General features: G+C 42.0%; 18 protein-coding genes. 8 read left to right on the top strand and 10 right to left on the bottom strand.

The window, feature by feature from the left end; translation table 11 throughout:
- Nucleotides 1-64 precede the first annotated feature (64 nt).
- Nucleotides 65-880 (top strand): LCP family protein, encoded by an 816-nt coding sequence (locus FHQ08_RS05040; protein ID WP_230913304.1) that lies wholly within the window; start codon nucleotides 65-67, stop codon nucleotides 878-880.
- Between the two features lies 1 nt (nucleotide 881).
- On the opposite strand, the gene FHQ08_RS05035 is transcribed toward FHQ08_RS05040, so the two are convergent.
- From FHQ08_RS05035 to FHQ08_RS05025, 3 genes are all read right to left on the bottom strand, one after another.
- Nucleotides 882-1,451, bottom strand: a complete 570-nt coding sequence (locus FHQ08_RS05035; protein ID WP_230913303.1) for a guanylate kinase — start codon at nucleotides 1,449-1,451, stop codon at nucleotides 882-884.
- Between the two features lie 86 nt (nucleotides 1,452-1,537).
- Entirely contained in the window at nucleotides 1,538-2,779 is a 1,242-nt protein-coding gene (locus FHQ08_RS05030) for a C40 family peptidase (protein WP_230913302.1), read from the bottom strand.
- Nucleotides 2,779-3,303, bottom strand: coding sequence for a GNAT family N-acetyltransferase (locus tag FHQ08_RS05025; protein ID WP_230913301.1), 525 nt, complete (start codon nucleotides 3,301-3,303; stop codon nucleotides 2,779-2,781). Before FHQ08_RS05025 ends, FHQ08_RS05030 begins: the two co-directional genes overlap by 1 nt.
- Nucleotides 3,304-3,986: 683 nt before the next feature.
- On the opposite strand from FHQ08_RS05025, the gene tyrS reads away from it, so the two are divergent.
- The gene (tyrS, locus tag FHQ08_RS05020) at nucleotides 3,987-5,258 is read left to right on the top strand and encodes a tyrosine--tRNA ligase (protein WP_230913300.1); all 1,272 of its coding nucleotides are present in this window, start codon (nucleotides 3,987-3,989) and stop codon (nucleotides 5,256-5,258) included.
- Between the two features lie 266 nt (nucleotides 5,259-5,524).
- On the opposite strand, the gene FHQ08_RS05015 is transcribed toward tyrS, so the two are convergent.
- The 7 genes from FHQ08_RS05015 to folB all read right to left on the bottom strand — a co-directional run bounded on the left by FHQ08_RS05015 (nucleotide 5,525) and on the right by folB (nucleotide 11,316).
- Entirely contained in the window at nucleotides 5,525-6,712 is a 1,188-nt protein-coding gene (locus tag FHQ08_RS05015) for an MFS transporter (RefSeq protein WP_230913299.1), read from the bottom strand.
- A gap of 130 nt (nucleotides 6,713-6,842) precedes the next feature.
- Complete coding sequence (gene folP, locus FHQ08_RS05010; protein WP_230913298.1) at nucleotides 6,843-7,985, bottom strand: dihydropteroate synthase; 1,143 nt, start codon at nucleotides 7,983-7,985, stop codon at nucleotides 6,843-6,845.
- A gap of 5 nt (nucleotides 7,986-7,990) precedes the next feature.
- The gene (locus tag FHQ08_RS05005; protein WP_230913297.1) at nucleotides 7,991-8,578 is read right to left on the bottom strand and encodes a non-canonical purine NTP pyrophosphatase; all 588 of its coding nucleotides are present in this window, start codon (nucleotides 8,576-8,578) and stop codon (nucleotides 7,991-7,993) included.
- Nucleotides 8,575-9,897, bottom strand: a complete 1,323-nt coding sequence (locus FHQ08_RS05000) for a bifunctional folylpolyglutamate synthase/dihydrofolate synthase (protein WP_230913296.1) — start codon at nucleotides 9,895-9,897, stop codon at nucleotides 8,575-8,577. The genes FHQ08_RS05005 and FHQ08_RS05000 overlap by 4 nt, the downstream gene beginning before the upstream one ends.
- A gap of 1 nt (nucleotide 9,898) precedes the next feature.
- The gene (folE, locus tag FHQ08_RS04995) at nucleotides 9,899-10,468 is read right to left on the bottom strand and encodes a GTP cyclohydrolase I FolE (RefSeq protein ID WP_230913295.1); all 570 of its coding nucleotides are present in this window, start codon (nucleotides 10,466-10,468) and stop codon (nucleotides 9,899-9,901) included.
- Between the two features lie 6 nt (nucleotides 10,469-10,474).
- A complete protein-coding gene (gene folK, locus FHQ08_RS04990; RefSeq protein WP_230913294.1) occupies nucleotides 10,475-10,960 on the bottom strand; it encodes a 2-amino-4-hydroxy-6-hydroxymethyldihydropteridine diphosphokinase in 486 nt (161 codons plus the stop codon).
- A 17-nt stretch (nucleotides 10,961-10,977) separates the two neighbouring features.
- Nucleotides 10,978-11,316 carry a dihydroneopterin aldolase gene (gene folB, locus FHQ08_RS04985; protein WP_230913326.1) on the bottom strand — a complete coding sequence of 113 codons (339 nt, stop codon included), beginning with the start codon at nucleotides 11,314-11,316 and terminating at the stop codon, nucleotides 10,978-10,980.
- A 440-nt stretch (nucleotides 11,317-11,756) separates the two neighbouring features.
- On the opposite strand from folB, the gene FHQ08_RS04980 reads away from it, so the two are divergent.
- From FHQ08_RS04980 to FHQ08_RS04955, 6 genes are all read left to right on the top strand, one after another.
- Nucleotides 11,757-13,172, top strand: a complete 1,416-nt coding sequence (locus tag FHQ08_RS04980) for an aldehyde dehydrogenase family protein (protein ID WP_230913293.1) — start codon at nucleotides 11,757-11,759, stop codon at nucleotides 13,170-13,172.
- A gap of 394 nt (nucleotides 13,173-13,566) precedes the next feature.
- Complete coding sequence (locus tag FHQ08_RS04975; protein ID WP_230913292.1) at nucleotides 13,567-15,255, top strand: alpha-glucosidase; 1,689 nt, start codon at nucleotides 13,567-13,569, stop codon at nucleotides 15,253-15,255.
- A gap of 178 nt (nucleotides 15,256-15,433) precedes the next feature.
- A complete protein-coding gene (locus tag FHQ08_RS04970; protein WP_230913291.1) occupies nucleotides 15,434-16,858 on the top strand; it encodes a glycoside-pentoside-hexuronide (GPH):cation symporter in 1,425 nt (474 codons plus the stop codon).
- A gap of 15 nt (nucleotides 16,859-16,873) precedes the next feature.
- Entirely contained in the window at nucleotides 16,874-17,134 is a 261-nt protein-coding gene (locus FHQ08_RS04965) for a hypothetical protein (protein ID WP_230913290.1), read from the top strand.
- A gap of 38 nt (nucleotides 17,135-17,172) precedes the next feature.
- Nucleotides 17,173-18,150, top strand: coding sequence for a LacI family DNA-binding transcriptional regulator (locus FHQ08_RS04960; protein WP_230913325.1), 978 nt, complete (start codon nucleotides 17,173-17,175; stop codon nucleotides 18,148-18,150).
- A 199-nt stretch (nucleotides 18,151-18,349) separates the two neighbouring features.
- On the top strand, nucleotides 18,350-20,032 hold the full coding sequence (locus FHQ08_RS04955; protein ID WP_230913289.1) for a glycoside hydrolase family 13 protein: 1,683 nt from the start codon (nucleotides 18,350-18,352) through the stop codon (nucleotides 20,030-20,032).
- Nucleotides 20,033-20,044 lie beyond the last annotated feature (12 nt).

The following is a 20,044-nucleotide window of genomic DNA, read 5'->3' as shown; positions in this document are numbered from 1 at the left end:
TTACCTCAACAAATATTTGGAGGTAAGCCTATTGTTTTCTAAAATAAATTCAACTCACAAAATTATGAAAATGAGCCTTATTTTGATGATTTTACTTAGTCTATTTTTATGTATCCAACCACGATCTACCGCTACCGCTGCTACCCAAAAGCCCTTTAATATCCTGCTTTTAGGAACAGATACTGGTGCTCTAGGCCGTAATGACCGTGGCTGCACCGACACGATGATTCTAGCCACGATCAACCCACAAAAAGGCCTTTGCCATCTGACAAGTATTGAGCGCGACATTCCTATTAAGATTGCCGGTAAACAACTCAAACTCAATAGCGCCTATACGGTAGGTGGCCTTAAACTGGTACGTGCAAAAATTGCGACTCTATTAAATGTCACGATTTCTTATTATGCTGTGGTAAATATGCATAGCGTGACCCAAATCATGCAGGCAGTTGGCAAAATAACCGTTCAAAATTCACTGGACTTCACATTTGATCATCATCACTTTACAAAGGGTAAGCTGACTTTAACCCCAAGCCAAGCGCTCAGTTACATGCGGATGCGTTATCAGGATCCCAGAGGCGACTATGGCCGACAACTCCGCCAGCAGCAAGTCCTCAAGGCCAGTTTTCAAAAATTGACGCAGCAAAAGCAACTGCACAATCTACCAAAATACCTTCGCATTGCCAAAAACGCTGGATTTAAAACAAATTTACCACTTACAAGACTCGCAGTTAGTCAGGTGAGTGGTAAAGGCATCCATCATATTCAATCTGATCAGCTTAACGGCACGGAACAGTTGATCAATGGCCAATCATTTCAAAAAATTACATCAACCGAACGGCACCGCGTACACCGACAAATCCAGCAAGTACTGCAAAATTAACTCAATCGTCTAGCTGCAACATTAACTGATTCAATTTAGCCGTCGTTGCTTGCCAATGATCATTGACAATGATCTTGACATGCCGCTGTAATGAGGTTGGAACTTGCAAATCACGGATATACTCATCTGAATGAATGCGCTGCTGTAAAGCCGTCACGCTGTCACCACGTTGAACCATCCGTTCTTTTAACTGATCCGGATCATTGACCGTTAAATATAAAATCGTTACTAACTCAGGGAAACGTTGTAAATAAGTTTGGGCACCAGCCGTATCTAACACGAGACATACTAAGCGATTCTTCTTAAAGGCTCGCTCCAGCCCTTCTTCAGAAGAGCCATATAAATGCCCACCATAAGTGACGTGTTCAATAAAATGATTTTTGAAAAATGAGGCCTCAGTCTCAAAATAATAATCTACCCCGTCAGTCTCACCTTGCCGAGGTGAACGCGTCGTATGAGTCAATACTCGGGTTACCCCAAACTGTTGCTCCAAATAGTGGCTGACCGTTGTCTTGCCAGTACCGGCAGCGCCAGTGATCACAATCAAATGACGTTCTTGTGTCCTCATCATCGTTTTGTCGCTCCCTAAATTATTTACTGACAATCATAGCATAGTCCCCTAGTTAGACAAAAGGATTAACTGTTCAGAACTTAAATTTAATAACGCCGGCCGAAATCAGGTCGGAACCAAGCAATGCTTCCGATTTTGACATTCTCACCCGGTTGCGGTGCATGAATGTACTGGCCGTTACCAATATAAATAGCTACGTGATGGGCGGTACCAACACCACCCCAGAATAATAGGTCGCCTGGTTGTAAATTATTTAGGCTCACATATTGCCCAACTGTGCTCTGGCCCTGAGAAACTCGAGGCACAGTTTTACCTTCTAGTTTATAACAATAATAAACCAAACCTGAACAATCGAAACCGGCCGGAGTCGTACCACCCCACACATAGGGGACACCTAAATATTGCATGGCATCTTGAATAATCTTGTTATTAGCAGCACTACTAGGTAAATTGGCATTGAGTGCAGCTTGATAATCACTATTATTCGCAGCTAAATCGGCCCCAGATGCCGTTGCCGTGGTTGCAGCACTTGTTGCCTCCGTCTGTTGATTCGCTGTTGCAGTCTGCGTCTGTGCTGCTTTAGCCTGGGCTGCTTTTAAGGCAGCTTCAATTTGAGCTTGCTTATCCTGAGCAGCCTTCAGCTGATCTTGCAGACCAGAAGTAGCTGCTTGGTTCGCATTCAACTGGTTTTGCAGCTGCGTCTGCTGGTTGGTCGCTTCTAACTTAGCAGTATCTAATTTTGCCTTTTCCGTTTCTAGCTGCTGCTTAGCATTGACCAATGCCGCTTGTTGAGTTTGTTGTTGATCTTTAAAAGTTTGTAATTTCTGCTGGGCATCCGTTAAGGCTGTCAAAGCCGCATGATTAGCAGTATTGATTTTTTGCACAGCAACAGCTCGGCTCACAATATCCGATAAATCGGACCCACTTAAAATAAAATCTGCATAAACATTTCCTAAAGCACTCTTATTGGACTGCTTTTGCAGATTCACTAATTGACTTTGCAAAGTTTGCCGTCTTTGCTTAACTTCTTTTTGGGTCTTAGTGATCTTAGTATCTAGTTTTGCTAATTTGGCCTGGTTAGCACTGATATTCTTTTGGGTTTTACTGATCTCTAAAGTTTTATTAGCGACTTGATTGTTTAATTGAGCGACCTTATTCTCTTGATCTTGAATTTGCTGATTCAAGTCATTACTTTGCGCTTTATTCGCATCTAACGCATTTTGCGCCTCACTAACTTCATCTGCTAAAACAACTGAAGTGGATAAAATACTAGTGGTCAAGCCAACTAAAAATAAGGTCATGAAGCCAAATTTATATCTGTGTTTCATCAACTGTTGCCTCCCACAACGCTAGGGGTAAGCTGTTTACCTAAAATCAATAACGAATAATGTTTTTGATCCATAATTGCGACGTCAGGTAAATCGCCCCATATTTGATAATGATTTTTTTTAAATAAATGTACACTGGGTTGATTGTGCTTAAAGATAAAAGCCACAATCGTTTCTAAACCGAGTTGTCTGGCCTTTGTCTCCGCAAAAGTCAATACTTTTTGACCTAAATGCTGGTGCTGTACCGCAGCAGTTAAGTAAATAGAAATTTCTTTTGTCTGCTTATAAGCTGGACGACCATAAAAGTCTGAAAAGCTGAACCAGCCCACGATTTTATTTGCTAAGACAGCAACCCAGATGCCTTGATGACTTTGCTGGTGTGCCGTAAACCAAGGCTGTCGTGCCGCAACGGTTAACGGTTCGGTATCTGCCGTCGCTAGCCGGCCGGGAATACTTTCATTATATATGGCAACGATTGTCGCCAAATCTTTGAAGGTTGCTGTTCGAAAGGTTAGTTCGTTCATTAGGTGCCTCGCTTAATCTTGACATAATCTTACACATACTATAATACGTGAAAGAATTCCAATATGGTGTCAATTTTTATAAGAATTTATCCAATTATTGAAAGCTAGCATTTGTTTCATTAATTAATGCCTACAAATTTCCCTGCGATAGCTTATAGGCTATCATAAATCAATGAAGAAAATAGAGTTTGATTACTGCGATTAGTCTGAATTCAAAGAGTTCTTAGACAGCCTCCCCAAACAAGACGCGGCAAAACTAGTTGTAACAATTCAAAAATTGAAAATGGTTCTATGACTGTATCTACTAAAATTTTATCAGAAATTGCCCAAGCAACTAAACAACAGCTAACAATTAAATTTACACCACTAACTTAATTGATTCAGTCATTTATCCGTCTCCTTGCTTGATTTTGCGTATTAATTCAGTTATTCTAAGTTTATTAGTTTTCTGTATAGTAATGATAGGAGCCCTTCGCCAGAGAGTCGGCATTGTTGAGAACCGATGAATCTCCTAAGCATGAATTACGCAGAAACATATGGACTAACCGACTGATCTCGTTATGGATCATTCAAGTTGATGCGTAAGCATAACGCGGGTGGTACCGCGGATCAAATGACTGATTCGTCCCAATCGATTTTTTCGATTGGGCTTTTTTTTATTCTAAATTTAAGGATGGTATCTTATGACAGAAGTAAAGCAAAATCAAATCATTGATGAATTAGCATGGCGTGGTGCAGTCAACCAAATGACTGATGAACAGGGCTTAAAAGAACTTGTCAACGAAAAAGCCATTTCTCTATATTGTGGTGTCGATCCAACCGGCGACTCTTTACATATTGGCCACTTGATTCCCTTCATGATGCTTAAACGTTTCCAAGAAGCCGGCCACCATCCCGTTATCGTCATCGGTGGTGGTACTGGTGCAATTGGCGATCCTTCCGGTAAAAAATCTGAACGTGTTTTACAAACCATGGATCAAGTCAAACACAATGAAGCTGCATTGACTGGCCAAATGGAAAAACTATTTGGTACGGATAATTTTACGATCGTTAATAACTATGACTGGCTATCCAAGATCAGCTTATTAGACTTCTTACGTGATTTTGGTAAATTGTTTAACGTCAATACCATGTTGAACAAAGAAATCGTTGCTTCCCGCTTAGAAGTCGGTATTTCTTATACTGAATTCACTTACCAAATTCTGCAATCTATCGATTTCTTGACCCTATATAAAGAACATGATGTACAGCTACAAATTGGTGGGGCTGATCAATGGGGCAATATCACTGCTGGTATTGACCTTATCCATCGTCAAGAAGGCCAAGAAGCTAAGGTATTTGGCCTAACAATTCCTTTAATGTTAAAAGCTGACGGTACGAAGTTTGGTAAAACGGCTGGTGGGGCTGTCTGGCTGGATCCAGAAAAAACGACACCTTACGAATTCTACCAATTCTGGCTAAATCAAGATGATCGCGATGTCGTCAAATACTTAAAATACTTTACATTCTTAAGTAAAGCTGAGATCGATGATTTAGCTGAAAGTGTTAAGACTGCCCCTGAGAAACGCTTAGCACAACGACGTCTAGCCGAAGAAGTCACTGAATTTGTCCATGGTAAAGCTGCTGTTGAAGAAGCTGAACATATTTCTAAAGCTTTATTCTCCGGTGAACTAAAGACTTTAACTGCCCATGAAATTGAACAAGGATTCAAAGGCATGCCAAGCGTTACGATCAAAAATGAAGTTCGGCCACTAGTTGAACTACTGGTGGACGATACCAAAATCGAACCTTCTCGGCGCCAAGCACGCGAGGACATCAAGAACGGCGCGATTTACATCAATGGTGAACGCCAGCAAGATCTTGATTTTCAAGTCGATCCAAATACTGACTTTGACGGCAAATTCGTCATTATCCGTAAGGGTAAAAAGAAATACACGTTGCTGCGCGTAAAATAAAAACCTATGAGTATTAACAAGTGGCTGAGACAAAACTAACGTTTTGTTTTCAGCCACTTGTTAATTACGAATATTTATTGCTTAAACGTGTGCCAAAAGGCAATGTCCTCACTCAACGACGAATCACTCAAATGGAAAAGCCCACCATTTATCGTGACTCTTGTTAGTGCTCGGCCACTGAACGCCTTTTGTCTCACTCTCTTTTGTTTACCCATATGCGAAAAAATGCTTTCATTTAACAAACTTTGCGTTTATTCGAACTTTAATTATTTAGAAATGACTTTTTGACTGGACTGAATAAAAATTTGGCCAAAAATAATTGTAACGATTGCGACTACAAGTAAAACAATTAATGGCACGGTCCAACTATGACTCAATTGGCGCGTTGCACCGAAAATTGTCGGCCCACTGGCAGCCAATAAGTACCCCACTGACTGAACCAAGCCGCCTACGGAGCTGGCATCTGCCCCATCTATTGAAATTTCAGTGATCAAACTCAATGACAGTGAAAAAGTTGCTGCCGTCGTGATCCCTAATAGCAAACTGATCATAACTAAAACTGGTGTTGCTGAACTAGTGGTGAACATTAAGCCGATACCTACCAAATATCCTACGGCAAATGCCAAATTCACTTTAAATAACCTGGCTCGACTGTGCGCTGCCCGGGGTACAAAATATGAAAATGGCATCCCAATGATTTGGAACAAGGCTACTAACCAACCGGCTTTAGTCGCGGAACTGTGATGAGACATCATGATACTCGGCAGCCAAGCAACTAACGTATAAAAAACAAAAGATTGTAATCCCATAAAAATGGCTAGTAACCAGACATGACGTCGGCGCCACGCTGCTGGATAGGCCGTATTTCTAGAAGCTGCCACGGTCGCCTGTTCTGATGCGGCAGGGCCTTGCGCGCGTCCCAAAAATAACGAGCCGATAAAGGCAATAATTGCTGGAATCGAAAACATTTGGATGGCAATCTGCCAGCTAAAATGATTGGCCAAAGGCACGATAATGCCACCGACCAACGCCGAAAATAAATTGATAGAAGCCGTATAAACACCATTCAAAAATGAAGATTTCTCCGGATGCCATTCCACGATCATTGTTGGTAGTGTCACATTCAACAACGTAATGGCTGCACCAACAAAAACCGTCCCTACAAATAAGCCCCAGCTCACATATACGCGCAATAAGTTAGCCACTGCCAGCATAACTAGCGCTAAACGCAGAGTAAATGTCGTCCCCATGCGTTTGATTAACTGACCAGCAAAAATCGATAAAAATCCAAAACACAAAAGTGGAATCGTAGTGACGGCACCCATTTGGGCTGAATCAAGTTGGAAAAAACTTTGAATTTTATTGGTCAGCGGCGGTAAAGCCGTAATTGCCACGCGTAAATTAGCTGACAATAGAAAAATCTCAAAAGTAAAATTAATGCGTTTGTGTTGCACAACATCCCCACCCTATTTAATGATGACTAATGGATCTATTATACACGTGGTGATGTTTGCAAAAAAAGTACTAATTTCAGCGATCAACCACTGAAATTAGTACTTTTTAAATTAAATCAATCAATTTAGATCAACTTTTAATTTCATCATTTTCCTTATCAATCAAAAATGAGGTATTAATGGCCTTTAGCAATTTAATCATATCTGCGGTTGCCTTGGCATCATGAACACGAATCAAACGACCACCTTGCTGGATCATGACCGTTTCACTGACAATGGTCGGTAATAAACGACTGTCTTTAGCCAAACCCAAGAGTTTGCCATAAAACCCCTTATTCGAAACAGCGACCATGGTCGGCCGACCAAAAATATTAAGTTCACTTAAAGACCGCATGAAAGCGAAATCCTGAATATTATCAGCATTTGCAGAGTAACCGATACCCTGGTCCAGCGCAATGGCTTCATAATCCAAGTCAGCTTCCTGCAGTAACATTTCCAAATTAGTTTTGAAGAATTGGCGAATATTTGGCGTCAAACTATCCTTATACGGCCGTCCGCGATTTTCATGCATCGTCAATACTGCTGGTTGATATTCCCGTAATAATTTAAATTTCTCTGGATCATCATTGAAGCCATTCACATCATTAATCGCATCAGCACCGGCTGCTAGCACTGCACGCATAACGGGTGTCTTATACGTATCCACCGCCACAACAATGTCAGGATAGGCTTGTTTAATTGCTTTGACCTGAGGGACAGTGCGTTTAATCTCAACTTCTGGCGTAATCGGTTTAAAGCCCGGTCGTGTTGTTTGACCACCAACTTCGATCACCTTTGCACCGGCTTCAACGTCCGCTGCCACCCGCTGCATGACCGTGTCCATGTCCTTCAATACCCCACCATCATAAAACGAATCTGGTGAGGTATTAATGATCGAATAGACAATAGGATCAGTGGTCAAATTTAAGCTAAAGTTACGGCCACGCCACCAAACCTGATGTTCTGACCAGATTTGTTGGATCTGCGTGCGTAAAGCTGTTGCTGATTCATGGGTTAAAAATGCATGCTTAAAAGCTTCAAACTGATAGATATCAAATTTAATTGCAAAATTAGTGCCCAATTGCTGATATAAGACATCTAGGTCTGCCAATAATGGCCGCAGCCAACCTTGTTCAGCCGTTGTTAAATCGGTCAAAGTCAATTGGATTTGATAGGGATCAAAGGTTGTCCGTGTTGCCAACTGGAATAGATCTTTTTGCTCAGATATTTTCATATCAATTACCTCATTTGTTGGATTAAGTGCGTCATAGCTTGATAACGGTGCCCCAAGCGCATCCGAACCATTGGCGATAACTGAGCAAGTGTCTGCTGAAAACCAGTTGAGATGACAATACGGTCTAAATCAAATCCGCCCGTCCCCATGGCTTGCAGTGCAACATGCCCGGTTAAATAGCCGGTTGCGTGGTAGATTCCCCGATAATTTCGCAGCACTAGATGTGTGACCATCGTAATGCCCCGCCGTTCTAACGGCGCTTCCTCCAATAACTGTAGTAAGTATGTTACATGATTTTGACTGCTTTTTGCAAATTCTCTTTTTGTAGCTTCATTAAATCGATTGGGTAAAAAATCAAGATGAATGCCTGAATCATCACCCAAAACTGGATAAGACTGCTGCAATTGCTGCCAAATAAACTCAGCTTTTTGCTGCGCATTTTGGCCGTAGTCAAGAGTCTCTTCTGGAAATTGAAACTTGGTTGCGGCAACGGTTTGATAATTAACTGCCTGTAGCCCAAACAACGCCGAAATTGCACTAAGTTCTTGTGACTTGTCTTGATTATTGCTGGCGATTAGAATTGGTTGTTTCATGACCTTGGTACCTGCCGCAGTAAATAAAAAGAACCCAAGACAAAGATCACTGGATCTTTGAGTGTTGCTGCCAGAGCTAAAGCTTGCTGATAAGCTGCTCGCGGGGCAGCTAGTGCTTGAATAGCTTTTGCCTCAGGCAACTGTTGAATCAGCCAATCAGCTAACGTGGCTGCCGGTAAGGCACGCTTAGGATTATCAGGCGTTGTTGCGATAAAGTAAGCTGATAATGTCCGAAAATTTTGTAGCGCCGCTTGGACATTCTTATCAGCCAAAAAGCCTAAAACAATAATCAATTCATGCTTTTGACTGGTTTGAGCTAATAGCGGCAGCATACCACGCATGGCGTCAGGATTATGACCACCATCAATATAAACCGGTGGCTGCTTATGAACCCGCGTCAATCGACCCATTAACGTGGCCGACTGCAGAACAGTCTGAATCATCTCTGTCGTAATAAGTCTTGTTTGCACTTTTTGATTATAAACATGAACGAATGCCAAGACAGTCGCCAAATTTTTAACCTGATAGGCACCAGCTAAATTTAAATGTAACGGAATAGCTTGCTCCTGTGTTTGAAAAAGCAAGTCTGTGCCATTCAGATCAGCCCGCTGAACCACTAGCTGGCTGGTTTTAGCGTGATGATAATAGGCTTGACGCTGAGCCGCCAAATCGGCAATGATCTGATCCACTATTGGATATTGCGCCGGATAGTTGATCACTTCGGCTTGTGGGCGAATGATTCGGGCTTTAGTGGTAGCAATGGCGGTAATCGTATTGCCCAGTAAAGCCATATGGTCCAAATCAATATGGGTAAAGACATCATAAGCTGCTGTCGCAATGGCATTGGTGGCATCCAACTCACCGCCGAGCCCGCATTCTAAAATCACCCAGGCCACTTGCGCTTGGCGGAAAACCAGCATTGCAATCAAGAACCAGCATTCAAATTCCGATAATTGGGTTAAAGCTAGCTGCCGCTGCTGTAAAGCCGTCAATAATTCATTAAAGGCTTGATTAAAGGCCGCATAACTGACTAATTGACCGTTAAGTTGAATCATTTCTCGATCTTCATAAATTGCCGGACTCGAAAATCGCCCAACCCGCAGGCCCGCCTGCTGCAATAACTCACCAATCAAATAGCCAGTCGACCCTTTACCGTTAGTCCCACAAATATGCACAATTTTAAAACTCAGATCTGGGTGGTCACACGCTGTTAGGACTTGCCGCAACAATTCGATACGATTTTCAGAACCGTATCGCATCGTGGTTTTGATTAATTTTAAATATTCATGGAATTGAACTTCATCGTTGACCTTTGTCATTTTAAATGTCCTGTAATTGCAACATTAAGTCTTGCCGCGTCTGAGGTTCTTTGAAACGGCCGCTATAAAAGCTGGTGCGCGTCTGGCTATTCGCCTTTTTGACCCCGCGCATTTCCATACACATATGCCGTGCTTTCACCATCACTGCAATACCTGCTGGATGTAAAATATCAGCCAGATTTGTCGCGATATCAGCTGTTACATTCTCTTGTAGCGTTGGTTTCTTAGTAACAAAATCTACCAATCTTGGAATCTTGCTTAAGCCGATAATTTTGCCGTCTTTAGGGATATAAGCTACCGTAGCTGTACCAAAAAAAGGCAATAAATGATGTTCACACATACTATAGAAAGGAATATCTTTCACTAGAACGATCTCGTCTTCATCATGATCGGAATCAAAAATTTTGTAGTCCGTAAATTTTTGTTCTGACAAGGAACTAAATACTTCTGCATACATGCGCGCCACCCGGGCTGGTGTTTCCAGCAGACCAGGCCGATTAGGATCTTCACCCACAGCCGTTAAAATCTGCTTGACGGCTTGTTCAATTGCTTGTTGGTTTGTTTCATTCAATACGATTCACACTCCATTAAAAACTTGTAATGCTTGAGTGTCCCCTAATTGCGTTTGAGCAACTTTCACTTGGGCATAATAGGGATCAGTCGGGGGTAATATGTCTAACAAAGGAACCAATACAAAACGACGGTTAAAAGTTTCCGGATGTGGAATTGTCAAAACAGCGGTTTGCACCGTTTCATGATCATAAAAAATAATATCCAAATCAATCGTTCGCGGTCCCCAATGGATCTTCCGAACCCGGTGTAACCCCTGCTCAATCTGATGCAGCACCTCTAATAAGGCACTTGGTGTTAATGCCGTTTCAAGACGAACCGCAGCATTGATAAAGTCATCTTGGGGCACACCGCCCACCGGTGCCGTTTGGTAAAACTTAGAAGTTGCCAGTATGTCAATTTCCGGCTTGGCTGCTAATTCAGCAATCGCCGTTCGCAGCTGTCCAACTTTATCTCCTAAGTTAGCCCCGATACTTAAATAGACTTCTGGCATCACCCCTGCACCTCGATCTACACATTATCCATAATGCCATCGATTGGGGTATTCAACTTGCGAATCCGCACAGTTACGTGAGTTACTTGTTCAGCATAAGTAGCCTTGATGGCATTCATAATGTCCGTCGCCAACGTTTCGACTAAGTCCACCCGGCTAGTTGAAACAATTTTTTGAATCTGACGATAAACGGCGCCATAACTAATGGTCTGAGTCAAATCATCATGGATCTGCTGCACATCCACTTTGGTTTGCAAGGCAACATCAATTTCTAAATCTTGACCGATTTTCTTTTCCTCAGGATAAACACCAATATGGCCGTGAAACTTCATATTATTTAAACGCACGCTCAACATTTGCGTCACGCCCTTTTTTAATTAATCTTCATGCGTTACAACCTGTTTCAATACTATCATAATTTGGCCTGAATGAGTATTGAAACGGCACGGGCAGTCGACCTTTTGGAACGCCTCTTGTCTCACTCTCCTTATGCAAATTAGTACACGCGAAATATTTTGTTATTAAAATTTTTTATTTTGAAACCGTTTTTATTTACATTGTTCGTCTTTTACTTACTTTTTAATACTTTATGACTGCATTATCGCACACATAGCATCTTTAAACGAACAATAATTCAATTCATCTGAAATACACAGTTCTTCGTACCATAACAATTTATGTTAACTGTACCAAACTGTGTGAAAACAGTTATTCCTGTTTTACAACAGAACCAAAAAGTTCTATATTCTAATTGTGAATTAAATAATTAATTTTCTGAAAAAGGACGTGTCTCGATATGCAAAATATAGAGAAAACAACGAATTTAGTAAATCTACCCGTTGAAAATATGATTAACACTATGGTTTCTCGTTCACAAGATGCCTTTAAGAGCTTACGTACTTTTGATCAAAAACAAGTGGATACCATTTGTGAAGCCATTGCTGATACAGCCCGGCGCCATGCCAAGGCATTGGCTCAGTTAGCCTATCGAGAAACTGGTCGGGGCAACTATGAAGACAAAGCCATTAAAAATATTTATGCCAGTCAATATATTTGGAATCAAATCAAAGATGATAAAACCGTTGGTATCATTAAAGACGACCCAGCCAATGGTCTTCAGGAAATTGCAGAACCTCTGGGCGTCGTTGCGGGCGTTACTCCGGTCACGAATCCAACGTCAACGGTTATTTTCAAAATCTTGTTAGCTTTAAAAACGCGGAACACGATTATTTTTGGGCTACACCCACAAGCGCAGCAATGTGGCAGTGCAACTTGCCGACTTCTGGCTCAAGCCGCTGAACAAGCTGGCGCCCCTAAGGATTGCATCCAGTGGATTCCACAGCCAAGCATCGAAGCTACAGATAAATTGATGAATCATCCTAACGTCGCCATTGTCCTAGCAACTGGTGGTCCAGCAATGGTTGCTGCGGCTTACTCCACCGGTAAACCTGCTCTTGGTGTTGGCCCCGGTAATGCTCCGGCTTATATTGAAGCCTCTGCTGACGTCGACGCTGCTGTCCAAGATATCATGACGTCAAAAACGTTTGATAATGGCATGATTTGTGCCTCAGAAAATAGTGTGGTCGTCGATCGTGCTATCTATCAAAAAACACGTACAAGTTTTGAAAAACAGGGTGCTTACTTTGTGCCCAAGGCTGATACACAAAAGTTAAGTGACGCGGTCATCGATCCCAAACGCCATACCGTTCGAGGTCCAATTGCCGGTCAGTCAGCAGAACGTATCGCCGAGATTGCCGGCATTCAGGTGCCTAAGGGTACAAAACTACTCATCGCTGAAGTCGGCGGTATTGGTGTGAATTTCCCACTTTCTGGCGAAAAATTGTCGCCTGTTTTAACAATGTATGAAGCCAACGGTCATGAATCAGCCATGAACCTTTGCCTGGCTTTATTAGAATATGGTGGTTTGGGTCACACTGCTGTTTTGCACACTAAAGATCAAGCAATTATTGACGAATTCGGTGTCAAAATGCCAGCCTGCCGTATCTTGATCAACACGCCAGGCTCTCTAGGTGGTATTGGCGGTCTCTTCAATAAATTGACCCCTTCCTTAACCTTAGGTACTGGCTCTTACGGTAAAAACTCGATCTCTCATAACTTAACGGATCGTGATTTATTAAATATTAAGACCATTTCAAAAGCAACGCGGCATCCTTTAGATTTAATTGCTGAATTGCGAGATTTGGTAAAATAAAACAGTGTGTGACAAAAGGTGGTCAGCGATCGAGCACGAACAAGAATCCCGACAATGGTGGGCTTCCCATCTGAGGGAGTTGCTGTTAGGCAAGGGCGTTGCCTTTTGAAACACGTTTAAACAACATATACTCGTAATAAATAGGGATCAGAGCAAAACTAATATTTTGTTTCTGTCCCTATTTATTTACGAACGATTTAGCAGACAAAAATTCTAAAAAGCGCTTGCATTTTTCTAAGAAAGCGCTATGATTTATTTGAATAGTTGGAACGTTCCAAAACATATAAATAGATTCCACTTTTTTGAAGGCCTTACCAGACATATTTGTTTAAAGTGTTGCAATTATTTTTTTACTCATTTAATGGAACGTTCCAAATTAATGGAGGTTATCCTTATGGAAAATGTAAAATGGTGGCAAAATGCTGTTGTCTATCAAGTTTATCCTAAAAGTTTTCAAGATAGTAATCACGATGGCATCGGTGACTTACAAGGCATCATCCAGCGTTTAGATTATATCAAACAGCTTGGTGTCGATGTGATCTGGCTGAACCCAATCTACAAAACAATGGATGTCGATGGTGGCTATGATATCTCTGATTATCAAGCTATTAATCCTAATTTTGGGACAATGGCTGACTTTGATGAATTGGTTCAGCAAGCACATCAGCGCGATTTAAAGATTGTGATGGATCTAGTTGTCAACCACACCTCTGATCAACACGATTGGTTCAAAAAGAGTCGCGCCACAAAAACAGATAATGCTTTTAGAGACTATTATATCTGGCGCGATCCTGTTAATGGTCACGAGCCTAACAATTGGGGTTCCATGTTCTCCGGTCCAGCTTGGCAGTATGATCCCCAGACAAAACAATACTATTTGCATCTATTTGCTAAAGAACAGCCAGATCTCAATTGGGATAACCCTCATGTCCGCCATTCCGTTTTCGATATGATGAATTGGTGGGCAGCTAAAGGTATCGACGGTTTTCGCATGGATGTGATCTCCATGATTTCTAAACCAAAAGGCTTGCCTAATGCCCCACAAACTAAAGGTGCTTTATATGGCGATGCCAGTGCTGTTGTTGTGAACGGCCCTCATGTCCATGATTATTTGCGTGAGATGAACCAGCAAGTCTTAAGTAAATATGATTGGATGACTGTCGGTGAAACTGCTGGCGTGACTGTTTCAGAAGCCCAAAAATATGCCAACTTGAATCATTCTGAATTAAATATGGTTTTCCAATTTGAACACATGGGCTTAGATGGCAATCCTAATCCAGCGTTAGGTAAATGGAACGATCAGCCGGTTGCTTTAAAAGATCTACGAGCAAACTTGAGCAAGTGGCAAAGTACGCTGCACGGCAAAGCTTGGAATAGCTTATATTGGAACAACCATGACCAACCTCGCTGTGTTTCCCGCTTTGGTAATGATCGTCCTGAATATCGCGTTTATGCTGCCAAAATGCTCGCCGCTTTATTACACTTTATGCAAGGGACGCCCTATATCTATCAAGGTGAAGAATTGGGTATGACCAACACAGTTTTCCATTCATTAGATGACTTCCGGGATCTTGAATCGATCAACGCCTACCATGAACTCGTTGACCAAGCTAAATTGGTTGACGGACCAACCATGTTGCGTTATCTCAACGCTCGCTCCCGAGATAATGCCCGCACACCAATGCAGTGGAATGATCAAAAAAATGCTGGTTTTAGCGACCACGAGCCTTGGCTAGCTGTCAATCCAAATTATCCTGAAATCAATGCCGCTCAAGAAGTCGCTGATCCCCAGTCCATTTTTAACTTTTACCGGCGTTTGATTCAATTACGCCATGACCTGCCAATCATCACTTTGGGCGACTATCAACTTGTTGCGGGCAACGAAACTGATACAGCTATCTTTGCTTATCAACGCCATTATCAAAATCAAAATTTACAAATCATTGCTAATTTCACAGCTGAAACGGTCTCACGCCATTACGAATTGCCCACAAATAAGCAATTACTAATTCAAAATTATGCGGACGATATGGGTGATACGATTCGACCTTATGAAGTCAAAGTTTATCAATATGAATCATAGCAGCGTGTAACAAAAGGCGGTCAGCGATCGAGCACTAACAAAAATCACGATAAATGGATGGGGTTGCCATTTGAGTGATTTGCCGTTAGGTGAGATCGTTGCCTTTTGGCACACGTTTAAGAAACAGTAGACAAAAATTATAATGTTCAACGAGACGTCATTAGGAGGCGTATGGCATATGATCAAGTCTGATCCAGTTGGGCCACATCATGTTACCCATTTAACAACCGCACAGAAATTAGCCCAAGGTATTTTACCTTGGCATGAACGTTTAAGTTATGGCATCAGTGACTTTGCTTGTAGCTTCACGTTTAGTTTAGTTGGTACTTATTTGATGTATTTTTACACCGATGTTTTTGGCATTCAGGCCGCTGCCGTTGGCACTTTAATGTTGGTTGCCCGAATCGTAGATGCCTTTGATGGTCCGTTTTGGGGCATCATGATCGACCACACACATACCAAATGGGGTAAAAGCCGCCCTTATCTGTTATGGTTCTGTGCCCCATTTTCTATTTTCACGGTATTATGTTTTGCCGCACCTAATTTGTCGATGACTGGTAAAATCATCTGGGCTTATGTCACCTATATTGGTGTGGATGTCCTCTATTCCGCTGTCAATATTCCCCTCACCTCAATTTTGCCAAGCCTAACCGAAAATTCCCATGAACGGGTCACGCTGTCAACCATCCGGTCGCTTTTCTCTAATTTCGGTGGGACACTGATCTCCGTGATTGCTTTGCCTTTAGTTGGCTTCTTTGGCCAAGGTAACGACAAGAAAGGCTTTTTCTCATTAGCTTTGCTGGCTGGCATCGTTTTCTTCGTGATTTATTTAGTTGTTTTTAAAAATCTACGCGAACGTGTTCATTCAGAGGGTTCCGAAAAACCTTTACCCATTAAAACTTCTCTAAAAGCCTTAAAAAGAAATTGGCCGTGGGTGATCGTGATCGTTTTGAATTTCGTCTATTGGCTGGGGATGCAAGCCAAAAATCAAGTAACGATTTATTTCTTCAAATATAACCTGGGTCGTGCCGATTTGGTTTCATTCGCGCTATTATTCAATGCCGTCAGTTTGATTTCTGTCTTTATGACCCCGCAGGTTGTGCTGAAAATCGGCAAGAAGAAAACCATGCTCGGGGGACTAGCGATTGCTATTGCTGGTCAACTCTTCTTAGGCATCGGTGCGCACATGTTAAATATTGCCATTATCATTTTTGGCACGATCATCAGCAACTTTGGGAATGGGTTCATCTCAGCTTTGATTGCCGTGCTATTAGCCGATTCTGTAGATTATGGTGAGTGGCGCAATGGTGTGCGTGCAGAGGGTATTGTCACTTCTGCCTCTAGTTTCACAGCTAAGTTTGGTATGGGTATCGGCGGCGCCATCAGTGGCTTCTTCTTATCCTTAGGCCATTATGTACCAAACAAAACCCAACCGGCTTCCGCCCTATTTGCCATCGAATCCGATTACGTTTGGGTGCCAATGATCGCCTTTGCTATCTCACTTATTTTAGTCTTGTTTTATCAATTGACACCTAAGAAAGAAAAAGAAATGACCCGTTATCTAACAAAGAAACATCAGCAAGAGCAAGTTACTACAAAATAATTGAGGCGTTAAATTATGTCTGTCGAAAAAGATATCCAGTCCAACCAATTAAATATTGATCCCAATGAATTCGCGATGAACATCATTCGCAATAATCAAAAACAGCCTGGGCAAACCAATCAACGTTTTGTCAAAGACCAACTCACACTTTATTTAGAAGCCTTTTATCTCATTCAAGATTTTGACCAATTAGAGACTTCTCAATTTCAAAATATGAAGCAACAGCAAATATCTGATTTATTTGATAAGATGTTATCTAGGAGATTCGATCCGTAATAATTATTAAATAAAGGAAGAACGATATTATGGCAAACATGAACGATGTTGCTCGCTTGGCCGGTGTTTCTCGAGGGACGGTTTCAAATTACATCAATGGTCAAAACGTGCGTACTGCTAGTGCTGCAAAAATTGAAACCGCCATCAAGCAACTTCACTACGTCCCTAATGCATCTGCCAAGGCTTTAAAGACAAATCGTTCTGAGTATGTGGTCTTAATTATCCCCCAAGTCAATACCCCATTTTTCGCCAATTTAAGCTATGCAATTCAGATGGCCCTCAATCAAGTGGGCTATAAGATGATTCTATGTAATTCAAACAGCGAACCTAAAGAAGAATTAGAATATATCGAAATGGCGAAAGCCCAGAAAGTAGCGGGTATTATCACGATGTCTTATTCAGAGATCAGCGACTTGATTCCAGCGGATATTCCCCTAGTTGCGATTGAGAAAAAAGTATCAGACCATTTTCCGCTAATTGTGGCTGATAACTATGCTGGCGGCCAACTTGCGGCCAAACAATTGATTGATTCTGGCGCGAAAAATTTACTCTTTGCATCATTGGCACCAGTGGTCAACGTTTCTGCGCAACGCCAGCAAGGCTTCATTGATTATTGCATCACACATCAAATGTCATATACCCGCTGCTTGGCACACAATGAACAAACGATTCTAGCTGAATTTAAGGCGTTTATTCAGCAGCATTTACATGCAGATCAATTTGAATTTGATGGTATTTTTGCGGATGCTGATGAATTTGCTGGAGATATGTGGCATTTACTGCTGCAACAGGGTATTCGTATCCCCCAAGATGTCCAAATTATCGGGTTCGATGCCGCCCAAGTCTATCCGCGCCAACCAATCGCATTAGCTTCGATTCGGCAGCCCATTACACAGATGGCCAAACTAGCTGTGCAGTATTTAACCCAACGTTTGCCTAAAAATGGTGAATCGCGACGTAAATATCAGCCGACGATCGTGCCGATTAGTTTTAGCGCCGGTTTAACAACAAGGTAAGTAGTAGACAATATCATAAATTTATAAAAATGCAGCCGACAACAAAAGGTTATTGTGTGTCGGCTGCATTTCTATCTCTTTAAAATCTAAATCTAATGTTTGCATAATCCAGATAATACAGTATGATTTAGATACCTTATTGGGACAACCCGATTTATAAACAATCCGTTTTACATTTCAAGTTACTGGAGGGTGACACATGACCGACATTAAATGGTGGCAAAAGGCCGTTGTTTACCAAATTTATCCCAAAAGTTTTCAAGACAGCAATCATGACGGTATCGGTGATTTAAAGGGTATTATTGAGCATTTAGATTACCTTAAATTACTCGGTGTCGACGTGCTTTGGTTAAACCCGATTTACAAGACGCGCGATATCGACGGTGGTTATGATATTTCTGATTATCAAGCCATCAACCCTGATTTTGGCACAATGGCAGATTTTGATCTATTGATCCAACAAGCACATCAGCGTGGTCTCAAAATCATAATGGATCTGGTGGTCAATCACACTTCGGATTACCACGAATGGTTCCAAAAAAGCCGTGCTCAAAAGGAAAATAACGTTTATCGTGATTACTATATTTGGCGTGATCCAGTTGATGATCACGAACCTAACAATTGGGGCTCCGCCTTCTCCGGGCCAGCCTGGCAATATGATCCCGTTACGCAACAATACTATCTACATATTTTTGCGAAAGAACAACCTGACTTAAATTGGGATAATACCAATGTTAGAAACGCGGTCTTTGATATGATGAATTGGTGGGCAACTAAGGGAATCGATGGTTTTCGAATGGACGTCATTTCCTTGATCTCTAAACCAAAAAACCTGCCAGATGCCCCTAAGGCCGCCAATGAGCTCTATGGTAAAGCTGGCTCTGTCGTGGCGAACGGTCCCCACGTTCATGACTATCTGCGAGAAATGAATCAAAAAGTTTTAAGCCACCACAATTGGATGACGGTGGGTGAAACTTCTGGTGTTACCATTGATGAAGCTAAAAAGTATGCCAATTTAGATGGTTCTGAACTGAATATGGTTTTTCATTTCAAACATATGGGGTTAGACCGCAATGTCAATCCCGCTCTTGGTAAGTGGTGCGATCAACCGGTGCCCTTAAAAACGCTGCGATCGGTATTGACTGACTGGCAGCAACAGCTTCATGGGCAGGCTTGGAACAGTTTGTATTGGAATAACCATGATCAGCCCCGCGTTGTCTCACGCTTTGGTAATGATGCCCCAGAATATCGTGTTTATGCTGCCAAGATGTTAGCAGCTCTACTCCATTTCATGCAGGGAACACCTTACATCTACCAAGGGGAAGAACTGGGCATGACTAATGCGACATTCCGATCATCGGCTGATTTTCGAGACCTAGAATCGATCAACGCTTACCATGAACTCGTTGACAAAAATAACTTGCTTGATGGACCCACCATGTTACGATACCTCAATCGCCATTCTCGTGATAATGCTCGGACGCCCATGCAGTGGCGCGATGCACCCAACGCTGGGTTCAGTGACCACCAGCCTTGGCTAGCTGTCAATGAAAATTATCCTGAGATCAATGCTGAAAATGAGGTCAATGATCCAAACGGTATTTTCCACTTTTATCGCCGCTTGATTGCCTTACGCCATAAACTACCGATCATTACGCTAGGTGACTATTGCTTAGTTCCCGGTAACGAAAATGACGACGCTGTTTTCGCTTATACGCGTCAATACGAAACAGACCATTTAATGGTTATTGCCAATTTCACACAGGAAACCGTCCAACGACACTATGCGTTTCCCGAAAGTAAAACGCGCTTGGTCCAAAATTATCCTGACGACTTGGCAGATACACTTAGACCTTACGAAGTGAAAGTTTATCAATATTAAACAAATAGAACT

Source organism: Agrilactobacillus fermenti, from assembly GCF_021030645.1.
Classification (GTDB): Bacteria; Bacillota; Bacilli; order Lactobacillales; family Lactobacillaceae; genus Agrilactobacillus; species Agrilactobacillus fermenti.
Note: the sequence above shows the minus strand (reverse complement) of the source record. Positions and strands in the feature narration are given on the sequence as shown.